The following is a 14,061-nucleotide window of genomic DNA, read 5'->3' on the forward strand; positions in this document are numbered from 1 at the left end:
TCTTAAGTCAAAGCTTAAACTCTTATCACTTCGATAAGCTCAAAGTATATTTGAGATTTAACATAGCTTAAGAAAAAGGTTGCCAGAAACCAGCACACCTCTTATCTCTTGCTTAGATTTCAAAGATCATTACTCAAAATTTGCTTTAATCTTAAACTGAGGTTACCCATTTTAAGAATCTAAAGTAAAGTTTTGTGTAAAAGAACAAGATTGTAAAATTCAATAAATTTTAGCCATCTTTTCCACCCTCTAATTCGACTTTAAAGAGCGAAAATTTAAAGCAAAAAGCACTCCAAATGTCTAATAAGGATTCTCAAAGGCTTTTAACAAAATCCCTAAAATTTCTCTTTATGGTTACATTAAAAAGAAATCCATTTTAAAGAAAAGCTATTTTATGCTTTGTTTAATGACCAAAAATTACGAGAATTTTTCAAATCAAAAGCGGGATTTTATAAAAACAAACCTTAAAGTTTCCTTATATTTTGTTAATTTTGTAAAAAATCTGCAAAAATTTTGAAATTTTTTACATTTTTTTGATTTTTATCTAGAAATCTCATAAATTTGCCTTAAGAAATTCTTACAAAAACTTTAATCACAAAGTAACGATATGCTTGTTTTCACCGTGCGCAATCATAGCTTAAGACTCTTTAACATTTAAGATTTAAGTTGTCTTGAGTCTATTTTTTGCTACAATGTCGCATTTTAGGGAGATTTCACATTTTAGATTCACATAAGGATGCACAATGAAACCAAACTACACAACATTCATAAGCAAGGCAAAATCAATCTGTGATGGGCGTGTTTGGGATTCGCACTTAATGCGATACGCGCTAGGCGTGGATGCAAGCTGTTATAGCTTCGTGCCAAAAGTCGTCATTCGCGCAAATAGCGAGGACGAAATTGTCCGTCTTTTGGCACTTGCTAGGCAATGCCACACGCCTATAACTTTTCGTGCCGCAGGGACTTCGCTTAGCGGACAATGCAGTAGCGATTCGGTGTTAATCATCGCAAATGAGGGCTTTAAAAGCATTGAAGTTAATGGCAATGTCATTGAGTGCGGGTGTGGCGTGATTGGTTGCGAGGCAAATGTGGCGTTAGCACCGCTTGGCAAAAAGATTGGACCAGACCCCGCGACTATCACAACTGCGCTAATTGGCGGGATTTTCAACAACAATTCAAGCGGAATGTGCTGTGGCGTGGAGCAAAATAGCTATAACACCATTCATTCTGTCCGCGCAGTGCTAACGGACGGCACGATTATCGATACAGCAGACAAAAATAGCGTTGAATCCTTTTGCAAAACCCACGCACACATTGTAAAATCTCTGCAAAAACTCCGCGCTGAAATCTTAGCCGACAAAGAGCTAACCGCACTCATCGCGCGAAAATACAAAATCAAAAACACCACAGGATACAGCATAAACGCCCTAGCGGATTTTAGCGACATTGCGGATATTTTAAATCATATCTTAATCGGTAGCGAGGGGACTTTGGCATTCATTAGCAAGGTGCGCTACAACGCCGTGATTGACGCGAAATTTAAGGCGTGTGGATTGCTATTTTTTGCGGATTTGAGCGAAGCAAGCAAGGCGGTTGTCGCGCTATCAAAACTTGGGCGGGACAAAGTTGTGAGTGCGGAAATGATGGATTATGCCTGTCTTATGGCGGTTAAAGATAGCGAAGGGATACCTAGCATAGTCAAAGAGTGCAAAGAAGGCTATTCGTGTATTTTATTTCAAAGCGAATCACAAGAGCCTTCAAAGTTAGAGGCGAATCTAACTGCAATAAAAGCGGAGTTAGAATCCATCAAAATGCCCTTTGAGCCATTGTATTCAAAGGATTCGCACGAATATGATGCGTGGTGGAAGATTCGCAAGGGAATCTTGCCTATTGTCGCAGGGACGCGCCCCAAAGGGACTACGATTATTACTGAAGATGTGTGCTTTGAGATTGATAAATTCACCGATGGCGTGGCGTGGTTGCAAGAGTTGTTTAAAAAATATGGCTTTGATGGCGTGATTTTTGGACACGCATTAGCGGGAAATCTGCACTTTAATATCACGCCAGACTTAAAAGACAAAAAGCAATATGAAAATTTTGCCGCGCTTGTGGAGGAAATGAGCAGTAAAGTCGCGCTAATGGGTGGAAGTGCCAAAGCAGAGCACGGCACAGGGCGAATGGTCGCGCCATTTGTGGAAATCGAGTGGGGCAAAAAGGCTTATGCAATCAATGTGGCGATAAAAAATGCCTTTGATGAGAAACGACTTTTGAATCCCGATGTCATAATCAGCGATGATGCGACAATTTTTAAGAAAAACCTTAAATCCGCACCCAAAAATCTGCTCAACCTACCCGAAAATAGCGAGATGATAAATCGCTGTATGGAGTGCGGATTTTGTGAGAAAAACTGCCCATCGCGCGAGATTGCACTAACACCGCGTGAGCGTATTGCAGTGCTACGCGAAATCACGCGACTTTTAGAAGACGGCAAAAAGTATGAGGCAGACGCGCTTTTGAGCGAATATGAATACTTTGGCAATGAAACCTGCGCTACTTGCTCATCGTGCCTTGCGCTGTGTCCGCTTGGGATTGATACCGCAAATGTCGCCTTTGAGTTAAGAGTGGCGATGAGTGGCAAAACGCAGAAAATTGCGCAAAAAATTTATAATAATTTTAGTGCAATTTTGGGCGTGGCGCGTGGGGGACTGCGAATCTACCGCGTGGCAAGTGTGATTTTTGGTGAATTTTGGATTAGCAAAATCACAGGCGCATTGCATAAATTAAGTGCGAATCTGCCCTTTACTCCGCCATTTATGCCCCGTGCAAATGGTTACACACTCACAAACAAGGGCGAAAATCTGCCCGATAAAGTCGTGTATTTCACTTCTTGCATGAATCGCATTTTTGCCCCAAATGCCAAACAGCGCGACAAACGCCCATTGCAAGAAGTAGTGGAGAGCATTTGTGCGAAAGCAAAAATCGGCGTAATTTATCCACAAAAAATCAAACAAATGTGCTGTGGCAAGATGTTTGAGGACTATGAGAGTATAAAGGCACAAAATATGGCGTTTTTAGAATCCGAGCTACAAAAGGCAACGGAGGACGGAAAATATGCGATTATAACAGACCATTCGAGTTGCTTTTACTCTACGATTGCGCAGTTTAGGGATAGATATAAGGTGTATGACATTAGCGAATTTATTTTAAGCATAAGCGACAAACTTGCTTGGAGCAAGGTGGATTCGCCACTTTTGGTGCATAGGCTTTGTCTGCTAAAAAAGCTGGGCAAGGATAGCGCGATTGTGGAAGTGGCAAAGCTGTGTAGCAATGATGTGCGCGTGGTAAAAAGCTTTGAATGTTGCGGATTTGCGGGTAAAAAGGGCTTTTTTACTCCAGAGCTCAACAAGTCTAGCACGGCACATTTGGCAGATGAAAGCGCGACAAATATCATCGGTGTGAGCTCAAGTAGCACTTGTGAGATAGGACTTTGCGCGTATAGTGAGAGCAGATTTCAAAGCGTGGCGTATATGGTGGATAAGGCGACTAGCGCGAAATAATGCGCGTTCAATTTGTCTTTGGTATTGACAAAACAATGTATTTTTGTAACTCACTAGAATCTCATAGATTCTCAACCCAAACACAATCTTTAATGATTTTTGGTCGTTTTAATGAATCTATTTGGGCTTACTCCTATCTTTTCTCTAAAGTTTTTACAAAAACACGAAACATTGACATAGCCCACTTCATTTGCGACTTCACTTACATTTTTGCCAGATTGCAACAAAAAAATAGCATTTTGAATTTTGCATTGTTTGAGGTATTGATATATAGAAATGCCTTTAACCGAGCGAAAATCACTTGTGAGTTTGCTCACACACACTTCAAATCGCTCTGCAAGCGTGCATAGATTCAAACATTCCTCGCTTGCGTTATAGTTGTTTTCCAAATATTCTGCCACGCGGGCAATATAAGCATTTTTACTGTAATTTATACCATAAGCGTTGTGCATTTGTAATTTATAAGCACTTTCTTGTATGGTAAGCAAAGACTCTAAGACCTTTAGTCTTAATAAATCAATGTTCTTTGTTCCACAAAGCATATTAAGTAAGCCACGAGTATGCAGGCAGGACTTCACCACTAATGGATTTTGGATAAGAAATTCATAAAGCAATTCGATGTTAAAATTAGATAAAAAAGATTGTATTTCTCTCTTGGATTCTTTTACATCAATGTCAATTTGCACACAATTACAATCCGCAAAAGAACTTTGACCAATTGTATGTGTGTTTGGTGCTACTATATAAATTTCACCACCCTCCACACTAAAAGGCTCGCAATCCAACTCGCTCTTGTAGTTTCCACTTTGCAATAATCCAAAATGCACCCTTGGAGAATCAAATTTATAATCCAAACAAGAAAAATCCCCCACAAAACTTCCATAATGTAGCGTTACTCCATCAAGTATGGAAACAACATTACATCTCACATTAAAATCTTGTCCCAAAAACTCTAGGCTTTGCATATCTTTTGAAAGATTTAATTGTGCGACCTTTCTCGCAGAGCGAGAAAAAACATCATAGTGCGAATACAAACTAGCTTTAGCCCTTGTATTGTCTTTGATAGGTGTAGTCATCATTTCTCCTTATTTGTATTGATTCGCAAATAATAAACTATAATAAAATTTAAGAATTGTTATTATATCATAAATTATCAACAAAACGACAAAAATCACAAATTAAAGTTTTACGCGCAAAAATTTATATTATTTTGAGGTATTTTGGTATTTTAGAGTAGAAATTTTTTGATGGCTTTTATTATTATTGCGACTTATTTTTATCTAATTCTAAGGAGATAACTAATGGAAGCAATGCCAAAAACTAAGCCTTACACAATTTCTATTATTACTTGCGCGCTATTAGCATTAAGTAATATAAACGCACAAAGCGAAGACACAAAATTTAGCGATAAACAAGATTCTAACGCTACACCACAGCAATCTGTGCAACTCGAAAAATCCACTACTACGACTTATGCAAACAAATATGAAGCGGAAATCCAAAGTGTAAATTCTAGCGTGCAAGTGGTAAAGCAAAAGCAACTCTCAAATGCCAACATAAAATCCACTACCGAGCTAAGTAGCATTTTTGCGGGCTTGCAGATTCAAGATTCTCACGGCACATCGGTGTTTCCTATGGCTTCTTTGCGCGGGATTTCTAGCCCTGATTATTACACCACCACGCTCAATCTCTATGTCGATGGTATCCCACAAAGTGCAAATTTCCTTATCCAAGCCTTAGGCGATGTGGAGGCAGTAGAGTTGCTTCGCGGTGCGCAAGGCACACTCTATGGCGAAAACTCCCAAGCAGGGCTAATCTCTATCCGCACCAAAAACCCGATGAAAGGCGACTATGCCAATGTCTCTCTCACAGGCTCAAAGCTCTATGAGGACTTAAACGCCTACATAGGTGGCGAACTAGTCAAAAACAAACTTTGGGGCAAGGCAAGCGTGCGCTACATACACGATAATGGCTTTATCAAATATGGGAACAAAAATATGAAAGATAGCGATAGCATTTTAGGCGGGGCTTCGCTGTATTATGCCCCTACAAGTGCGTTTCTAGCCACGGTCAGCTATAATTTTAACTATGTGCCTAAAAACACCAAAGGATTTTGGCTTACCAAATCCCAATACCAAAACGGCACAACCGCTAGTGGCTGGGAGATTCCCGCAGATTCTCCTGTGGCGGATAATTATGGCTACGGGGCTAATCAAGCGTGGCAACCAAATGGCACTACACTTGGGCAACCAAACGCCGTGTATGCCAAAAGCCCTTGGGAAAAGCTCCTCGCCCAGCAAGCAAGCCTAAAGCTAGATTATGACTTTGGTGGGCATTTGCTAAGCTCCATTACTGCTTTTAATAAAACAGATTCTCTTACTAACACTTATCCTTTGGTGCAAACTTATGGAGGCAAAAAGGACGGGTATTTTTATGATATTACGCAAGTGCTAGAGGAGTTGCGCTTAGATAGCGAGTATAGCAATGGAATCCGCACGACTTTTGGTGCGTATTATAAGCATTTGATTACCGATAATGGTATGCGCGGATTTATCGGTGGGGCTGGTGATATGACGCCATTTGGATTTCGGGCAAATTGGAGTGCAACAGAGCGGGTAAATACATTCGCTCTTTTTGGCGATGGGTATTTCCCCTTAGGGCAATATTTTGACATCGGCTTTGGCGGACGCTATCAGTATTATCACGCTTCCATAGATAGCCCTCTCGCACCGGGTGCTCTTATCAATTCGGCTTATAAAAACGACAAGGGCTGGCATACTTTTAATCCTAGAATCTCATTTGGCTTTAATCCAAACGAGCATATTAAACTCTACATTGCAGGCACGCATAGCACCAAAATGGGCGGATTTGCGAAATTCCCCTATGCAGATGATGACAAAGAGCCTTATAACCCAGAGCAGATTTATAGCGCGGAGTTAGGAAGCCATTTGCGCTTTTTAGATTCTGCGCTTATGGCAAATCTCGCTGTTTATTATTCGTATATCCAAGATAGGCAAGCCTATGTGGGAAATAGTATCGCCCAAAGTATCAAAAACATAGGAGACGCATATAGCACGGGGTTTGAAGCAGATATAAGCTACAATGGCGAGCGATTGTATGTAAGTCTCGGCACAAATATCGGTATCGCGCGCTATACAAATGGTGGCAAAAATGTCGGTAGCTTAAGTATCGGCGGGCAACCCGCTCCCTATGATGTGCGTGGCAAGGAGCTAAAATACGCACCGCTTGTGAGCCTCACTGCAAGTGCGGATTGGAATTTCTTACGCATAAATGCGCATAGATTGTATGTAGGTGGCAATGCGCGATTTTACACAAAGCAATATTTTGATGATTTGATACGCAGTGATGACTTGATGCAAAAGCCCTATGTGGTTTTGGACTTCAACACGCGCTATGAATACAAAAACTTTAGCTTTAAAATCTTCGCCCAAAATGTAACCAACACGCGCTACGCGCTCTATGCACGGCAACTTAATCCACTAGAACCCTACTACCTTGTAGGCAACCCGTGGAATCTCGGCGCGCAAGTGGCGTATAAATATTAAATCAACATTAAAAGGAGGTTTTTCTGTCATATTGAGGCTTTGAAAAAGCCCAAATATCTCTGTTTTTCAATGTTTTGAGATACTTCGCTTTTTTGCAAAAAGCTCAGTATGACAAGTTTTTTTGTCATTGCGAGAAGTCGGCACGACTTCGTGGCAATCTATGATTTTGTCATATTGAGGCTTTGAAAAAGCCGAAATATCTCTAGATTCTAAAAAGTGAGATATTTCGCTAACGCTCAATATGACAATAAAACGACAATAAATAAATCAACACAAAGGAGCAAAATTATGAAATTGTATAGCATTTCTTTTAGCGTGTATAGCATTATTAGCATTTTTACGCTGATGATTTATGGCGCGTTGCCCGCGATAATGGCAAAAGATGGCATCGCCCCGCAAGAAATCGGGCTACTTTACCTTACGATGATTCCCTTTATGCTAAGTTTTTTTTACTCTGGCTTGGTGGAAATCTGGCGCAAAAAGCACGCACATAATTTTAAGATTCTCTGCCTAGCACTTGGGCTAGTCTCTGCGGTTAGTTTTATCGCGCTTGGGGCTTTTGCCTCGCCACAAGATATAGGGCTATTATGCGTGGCGTTTATGGTTATGTGTTTGCTTGGGGCGTGTGCTATCATTAGCCTAAATGCCATTGCCATAGAGCAAACAAGCGCGGATAAAAAAGTAAGCCTAAATACCATAATGCTCCTTGCCTCTGGCGTTGGTGGGATTATGGGCATCATAGTCGCCCTCATCATCTATGAAAAATATGGCTTTAGCGTGGCGTGCTTTGTGATGGCGTTTTTTGTGGCGTTGCTTTGCGTGCCGTTTGTGCGTATGAACTCAAATGGGCAATATGGGAATCTTCGCGGTGTAAATTCTGAAATATCGCCCGCAAATAGCGCAAAAATCGCTACAAACGCGACAAATTACGCCATCGATTCCTCGCCCTCCAAAGACTCCCTGCATTTTAAAGATTCCTGCCATTCCAAAGACTCGATTTTGCAAACGCTAAAAAGGCTAAGTTTGTGGGGGTGGCTAGGATTTTTTTGCCTCTGTATGCTCCCTATCGCGCTTGCAAACACCACAAGCACAATGCTTTTAGTCTATATTGGATTTTCGCTTGATGTCGTTGGGATTGTCGGTGGGGTGATAAATTGCGTAGCGATGTTTGTAGGCGCACCTTTAGCGTATTTGCTTATCCGCATTTTTGGATTTCGCCCTGCGTTTATCACGCTTTTGGCGTTTTGTGCGTGCGTGTTTTTGCTATTGCTAGCAAATATGTGGCTATGGCAAAATCACGCGTTAATCTTGCTTGGGCTAGCGTGCATTGGCGTGTATATGTGCGCGCTATGCGTGTTTATGTATTCGCTAGGAATGCGAGTGTGTGAATCTAGCGCACAAAGCGGGGTAGATTTTAGCTTCTTGCGCTCGGCGGAAAATGCCTGTTTTGTCATCGGCGGGGTTATCGCTTCACAGATTTTAGGGATTTTTATCGCGCAAGATACCATTGAAGCCCTAAGCAAAGGCGAGGGGCATTCTCACCATTCACGCGGGGCAGATTTTGGTAGCGCGGATTTTGACGGAGTGGGGCTTGGCAGTGGAGATTCTAGCGTGGCAAGCGCAGAATCTAGCCTAAGTGGCGTTAGCGAAGCGTTGGCAGATTTTAGCGAAGTATTGGCTCGCAACGGAATCGAATCAAGCGTAGCAAATGGCTATTTCGCGCTATTTTGCGCCTCGCTTGTGTTTGGACTCATCGCGCTAGCTATCACCGCGTGTAATAAAAAAATCACATAAAGGAGTAAAACAATGAAAACAACAAACCAAAACAAAAAGCCAAAAAAAGGTGTGCCTAGATTGCTTGAGATTAGCGGGGAGAAAAAGACGCTTTTAGCTTTTTCTAGCCTGCTTAGCGCGCTTTCTGCGATTTTGCAGTTTGTGCCTTATTTTGCGGGGTATTGGATAGTCCAAGAGTTTGTCCTAAACGCGCACGATTTGGCAAATGTGGATAAAAATTTGGTGTTTTATTGCGCGCTTATCGCCATTTCTAGCGTGATTGTCTCTATGCTCTTGCAAGGGGCGACTTTTACGCTTAGTCATTTTGCTGCATATCGCATTCTCTACAATCTACGCTTGCGCCTTGCTCGCCACCTAGCCACGCTTCCACTAGGCTATTTCACACACACGACAAAAGGTGCGATTCACAAAACTTTGCAAGAAAATGTCGAAAAAATCGAAAACTTTGTCGCCCATAAGATTCCAGAATTTATCCAATCTATCGTGGGGGCGTGCGTGATTTTTGTGATTTTTGTTTTCACTGATTGGCGACTTGCCATAGTATGCGTGGCGGTGTATTTAGTCGGGCTATTTGTGCAATTTAGCGTCTATGGCAAGACAAAAGTAGAGATGAAAGCCTGCTTAGAGCAGTTTTTTAGCAAGCTAGAATCCATAAACTCCTCAAGTATGGAGTTTATCAAAGGCATTAGCGTGGTAAAAATGTTTGGCAAAAGCATTTTTGCATTCCAAGATTTTGCTAAATCTGTGGAGGACTATCATCATTTCACTTTGAGTTTTACTTACAAATGTATGCGTCCTTTTGGGGTTTTTACTACGCTTGTAAATGGCTTTATCCTCTTTGCGTTGCCCTTTTGTGCGTATTTTATCACGCGTGATACTTTCAATCTCTACGATATTTTGGTATGCGTGTTTTTCATATTGCTTAGCAATGGCTTAATCGCGCCATTTTTGCGCCTTTTTAACCTAAGTAGCGAGCTAATGCAAATAAGCGAAGCGGTGGAGCGAGTGGATACAATCTTTCGCCAAAAGCCCCTGCCACAAAGCAAAAATCCGCTCAAACCAACGCGCTTTGACATAGAATTTAAAAGCGTAGATTTTGCATATCAAAATCCAAATGGAGAATTGAGCGCAAAACACGCGCTTAAAAATGTAAGTTTTGCACTGCGACAAGGGGAATCGCTTGCCATTGTCGGCAAAAGCGGTGCGGGGAAATCTAGTATCGTGCATTTGCTCGCACGATTTTATGAGCGCGAGCGCGGGGGGATTTTCATAGGTGGCGTGGATATAAAAGACATTGCAGAACGCGATTTGATGGAAGCAATGAGCTTTGTGTTTCAAGAGAATTTTATGTTTTTCGATTCACTGCGTGAGAATATAAAAGCTGGCAAGGAAGCCAGCGATGAGGAAATTTTGCACGCTGCGCATTTAGCGCAATGCGATGAAATCATCACCAAATATGGGCTAGATTGTGTCATCGGGCAGGGAGGAATGAATCTAAGCGGTGGCGAAGCACAGCGCATAAACTTAGCGCGGGCGATTTTGAAAAACGCGCCTATTTTGTTGCTTGATGAGGTAAATTCCGCACTTGATAGCGAAAATGAAGCAAAGCTCAATGAGGCACTAAAAAATCTAGCGCGTGGAAAAACACTCATAATGGTCGCACACAAGCTCAACTCCGCGCTTAAATGCGACAAAGTCGCGCTAATGGAAAAAGGCGAGATTCTCGCGCTTGGGACGCACAAAGACTTATTAAAGTCTTGCCCGCAGTATAAGGAACTATGGAATCTCTACAATGATACACAACAATGGAGTATTAAAAATTAGCAGGCGTGTGGATTTTGGCGTTTGGACTTGAAGTCAAAATCTACACGCACAAAATTCGTCTAGATTCGAGAATTTAAATTTTAAAAACACAAAAAACACCAAAACAAAAGGAGATACAATGATACAAATGATAAAAGACATCACCCTAAATGACACGAGACGATTTTACAAATCGTTCGCGCTGACTACCATTGCCGAAGTGGCAAAATTTAGCACCATTTTTGTGGTTATTTATTTTGTAGCACGAGTATTATCGCCATTTTTTGAGGGCTCACTTTTGGGAGCAAAGGAAGCGGATTTTAGCGAATTGCTTATAATTTGTGCGGTGGGGTTTGGGCTAATGATTGCGAGCTTTTATCTCTCACTCCCTGCGTATAAGGCAAACTTTGAAGAGACTTACAAAGCAAGCGCACAAGGGCGAATCGCTTTGGCTGAGCATATCCGCAAACTGCCATTAGGATTTTTAGAGAGCGCAAATCCTGCGAGGCTTAGTCATTGTTTGATGAAAGATTTTGCAAATTTAGAGCAGGCAAGTAGCCACCTCCTCCCGCAAGTCTTTGCGAGCTTCGCGCTAAGCGTGCTTGTGTTTATCGGGCTTGCAGTCTATCATTGGCAAATGGCGTTGGCGTTTTTTGCCTGCGTGCCTTTTGCGGTGATTTTACTTGCGCTTACAAGGCGACTTAGCGACTATCTAAGCCAAAAGCACATAGCCGCAGTTTTGGACGCTTCAAATCATATCAACGAATATATCGATGGAATCGCCACGATAAAGGCACATAATCTAAGCGGGGAGAAATTTAAGCGATTGGAGGCTAGCTTTGAAAACTTGCGAAAAGAGAGTATCCGCATCGAAGTGGGGCTAATGCCTTTTGCGCTCTCTGTGATTTCGTGTATGGGGGCTGGAATTGGACTTATGATAGGCTTTGGGAGGGAATTTTTGCTTAGTGGGGAATTAAGCGTGATTGAGTATTTGGGCTTTATTTTGATTGGCTCTAAGGCGTTTGTCCCGCTGATGACTTTTGCGATAAATTTTATTGAGTTGCGCTATTTTGCAAAATCTGGGCAAAATATTTTGACACTTCTGCGCGAAAGCAAAGTCGCGGGCGATGACAAAGAATTGCCACGCGGAAATGACATCGTAGTGGAGAATCTCGATTTTGCCTACGGGGCAAATGAGGAGAACAAACATCAAAAAAGCGACTTTGCCCTGCGTAATATTAACCTTGTCATTCCGCATAAAAGTAGCCTAGCGATTGTCGGTAAATCTGGCAGTGGCAAAAGCACGCTAGTAAAGCTAATCGCGCGATTTTATGAGCCAAGCAATGGAGCGATAAAAATCGGCAATGCAAATGAGCCTAGCAGTCTAAAAAATATCGCTAGCATAGAGCCTGAAAGATTGATGAGCAAATTTTCTATGGTGTTTCAAAAGGTGTATTTGTTTAAAGGGAGTGTGAAATCTAATGTCGCATTTGGCAAGGAGGACGCAAGTGAGCGTGAGATAGAGCAGGCACTAGATTCTGCAAATGCGCTAGATTTTGTGCGTGAACTACCACAGGGGCTTGAGACGGCTGTGAGTGAGGGCGGGACTTCCTTAAGCGGCGGGGAAAAGCAGAGAATCTCAATCGCTAGGTGTATCCTAAAAGACTCGCCAATTATCCTGCTAGATGAGATGAGCTCAAGTCTTGATGTGGCAAATGAATTTGCAATGCAAAAAGCCCTAAACGCCCTTGCCAAAGACAAAACCATCATCATCATCGCCCACAAGCTAAAAAGCGTGATGAACTGCGATACAATCGTATTTTTGCGCGATGGCGAAATAGTCGAATCTGGCACGCACGAGCAATTATTGGCACTAGAGGGCGAATACGCCAAAATGTGGCAAGCACAAAATCTACAAGAGTGAAATCTAGCGGAACTCACACCATAGGTTAAACAACAATCCTATGTGCGCTTTAACATATCGCTAATTAAAAATGCCATTTCAATGGCTTGCGTGGCGTTTAGTCTCGGGTCGCATTGCGTGTTGTAGTTGCACTTTAGCCCCTCTTCTGTGATAGCTTGCGAGCCACCCGTGCATTCGGTTACATCCATTCCTGTCATTTCTAAATGCACGCCACCAGCGATACTTCCATTTGCTTTGTGAATCTCAAAAAAACTTTTTACCTCATCAAGCACACTATCAAAGTTACGCGTCTTATACCCACTGCTCGCTTTAATCGTGTTTCCGTGCATCGGATCGCAACTCCACACGATATTGCGCTCCTCGCCTTGCAAGGATTGCAAGATTTTAGGGAAATTTTGCTTGATTTTATCCGCGCCCATTCGCACGATGAGATTAAGCCTGCCCTCCTCATTTTTAGGATTTAAAATATCACAAAGCCCCAAAATATCCTCTTTTGTTACATTTGGTCCTACTTTCACGCCCAGCGGATTATCTACACCGCGCAAAAACTCGATATGCGCTTCATCTAATCCCCGTGTGCGCTCACCAATCCACAGCATATGCGCCGAGCAGTTATACCACTGCCCCGTGAGAGAATCTTGCCTACACAATGGCTCTTCATAATGCAAAAGCAACGCCTCGTGGCTTGTGTAAAATTCTGTCTCACGCAATGTCGGCAAACTTTGTGAATCAATCCCGCACGCTTTCATAAAATGCAGGGCTTGCGTGATTCTATCTGCAATTTCCTCGTATTTTTTGCCAAAAGTGTTGTTTTTTACAAAGCTAAGATTCCATTTATGCACTTGATTTAAATCCGCAAATCCCCCTTGTGCAAAGGCACGGAGCAAATTAAGTGTCGCTGCACTTTGATTATAGCCTTGCAAGATTCTATTTGGGTCTGGCTCGCGTGCTTCCTTGCTAAACTCCACGCCATTTATCAAATCTCCGCGATAGCTTGGCAAACTCACTCCATTAACTTCCTCAAAATCACTACTTCGAGGTTTAGCAAACTGCCCAGCCATTCGCCCAATCTTTACCACAGGGCAACTTGCCCCAAAGGTCAAAATCGCACTCATCTGCACGATAACTTTAAACAAATCGCGGATATTTATGGCATTAAACTGTGAGAAACTCTCCGCACAATCCCCGCCTTGCAATAAAAATGCCTCGCCCCTGCATACCTTTGCTAGTTGTTCTTTTAGCTTCCTCGCCTCGCCAGCAAAGACAAGTGGAGGATAACCCGCTAAAGTAGATTCAACTTCTTGCAAATGTTTGGAATCTTTGTATGTTGGGTGCTGTTTGATTGGCTTTTTGCGCCAAGAATCTCTACTCCATTGTGTCTTCATCTCTTGTCCTTACAATAAATTTCATAGGCAAA

8 protein-coding genes are annotated in these 14,061 nt (G+C 42.2%); 5 read left to right on the forward strand and 3 right to left on the reverse strand.

Features of this window, described 5'->3' with window-relative positions:
* The first annotated feature begins 743 nt into the window (after positions 1 to 743).
* On the forward strand, positions 744 to 3,557 hold the full coding sequence (locus ACWIUJ_RS04290; RefSeq protein WP_454169189.1) for an FAD-binding and (Fe-S)-binding domain-containing protein: 2,814 nt from the start codon (positions 744 to 746) through the stop codon (positions 3,555 to 3,557).
* Between the two features lie 89 nt (positions 3,558 to 3,646).
* On the opposite strand, the gene ACWIUJ_RS04295 is transcribed toward ACWIUJ_RS04290, so the two are convergent.
* Positions 3,647 to 4,633 (reverse strand): helix-turn-helix transcriptional regulator, encoded by a 987-nt coding sequence (locus ACWIUJ_RS04295; RefSeq protein WP_454169191.1) that lies wholly within the window; start codon positions 4,631 to 4,633, stop codon positions 3,647 to 3,649.
* 225 nt (positions 4,634 to 4,858) lie between these two features.
* On the opposite strand from ACWIUJ_RS04295, the gene ACWIUJ_RS04300 reads away from it, so the two are divergent.
* Positions 4,859 to 7,123: a TonB-dependent receptor gene (locus ACWIUJ_RS04300; protein WP_454169193.1), complete on the forward strand. Its 2,265-nt coding sequence runs from the start codon at positions 4,859 to 4,861 to the stop codon at positions 7,121 to 7,123.
* A 66-nt stretch (positions 7,124 to 7,189) separates the two neighbouring features.
* Here the strand turns inward: ACWIUJ_RS04300 and ACWIUJ_RS04305 are convergent, their stop codons facing one another.
* Positions 7,190 to 7,363: a hypothetical protein gene (locus tag ACWIUJ_RS04305; protein WP_454169195.1), complete on the reverse strand. Its 174-nt coding sequence runs from the start codon at positions 7,361 to 7,363 to the stop codon at positions 7,190 to 7,192.
* Between the two features lie 48 nt (positions 7,364 to 7,411).
* Here ACWIUJ_RS04305 and ACWIUJ_RS04310 point away from each other — a divergent pair, with 48 nt between their 5' ends.
* From ACWIUJ_RS04310 to ACWIUJ_RS04320, 3 genes are all read left to right on the forward strand, one after another.
* Complete coding sequence (locus tag ACWIUJ_RS04310; RefSeq protein ID WP_454169197.1) at positions 7,412 to 8,917, forward strand: MFS transporter; 1,506 nt, start codon at positions 7,412 to 7,414, stop codon at positions 8,915 to 8,917.
* Positions 8,918 to 8,929: 12 nt separating this feature from the next.
* On the forward strand, positions 8,930 to 10,741 hold the full coding sequence (locus tag ACWIUJ_RS04315) for an ABC transporter ATP-binding protein (RefSeq protein ID WP_454169199.1): 1,812 nt from the start codon (positions 8,930 to 8,932) through the stop codon (positions 10,739 to 10,741).
* Positions 10,742 to 10,859: 118 nt separating this feature from the next.
* The gene (locus ACWIUJ_RS04320; RefSeq protein WP_454169201.1) at positions 10,860 to 12,644 is read left to right on the forward strand and encodes an ABC transporter ATP-binding protein; all 1,785 of its coding nucleotides are present in this window, start codon (positions 10,860 to 10,862) and stop codon (positions 12,642 to 12,644) included.
* 38 nt (positions 12,645 to 12,682) lie between these two features.
* On the opposite strand, the gene ACWIUJ_RS04325 is transcribed toward ACWIUJ_RS04320, so the two are convergent.
* Positions 12,683 to 14,029 carry a class II 3-deoxy-7-phosphoheptulonate synthase gene (locus ACWIUJ_RS04325; RefSeq protein ID WP_454151428.1) on the reverse strand — a complete coding sequence of 449 codons (1,347 nt, stop codon included), beginning with the start codon at positions 14,027 to 14,029 and terminating at the stop codon, positions 12,683 to 12,685.
* Between the last annotated feature and the right edge of the window lie 32 nt (positions 14,030 to 14,061).

This window comes from Helicobacter sp. 23-1046, assembly GCF_053654635.1.

Excerpts from the sequence above, each read along its gene's own strand:
- ACWIUJ_RS04310 (WP_454169197.1), top strand. The coding sequence starts at position 7,412 with ATGAAATTGTATAGCATTTCTTTTAGCGTGTATAGCATTATTAGCATT.
- ACWIUJ_RS04290 (WP_454169189.1), top strand. The coding sequence starts at position 744 with ATGAAACCAAACTACACAACATTCATAAGCAAGGCAAAATCAATCTGT.
- ACWIUJ_RS04295 (WP_454169191.1), bottom strand. The coding sequence starts at position 4,633 with ATGACTACACCTATCAAAGACAATACAAGGGCTAAAGCTAGTTTGTAT.
- ACWIUJ_RS04325 (WP_454151428.1), bottom strand. The coding sequence starts at position 14,029 with ATGAAGACACAATGGAGTAGAGATTCTTGGCGCAAAAAGCCAATCAAA.
- ACWIUJ_RS04300 (WP_454169193.1), top strand. The coding sequence starts at position 4,859 with ATGGAAGCAATGCCAAAAACTAAGCCTTACACAATTTCTATTATTACT.
- ACWIUJ_RS04320 (WP_454169201.1), top strand. The coding sequence starts at position 10,860 with ATGATACAAATGATAAAAGACATCACCCTAAATGACACGAGACGATTT.
- ACWIUJ_RS04315 (WP_454169199.1), top strand. The coding sequence starts at position 8,930 with ATGAAAACAACAAACCAAAACAAAAAGCCAAAAAAAGGTGTGCCTAGA.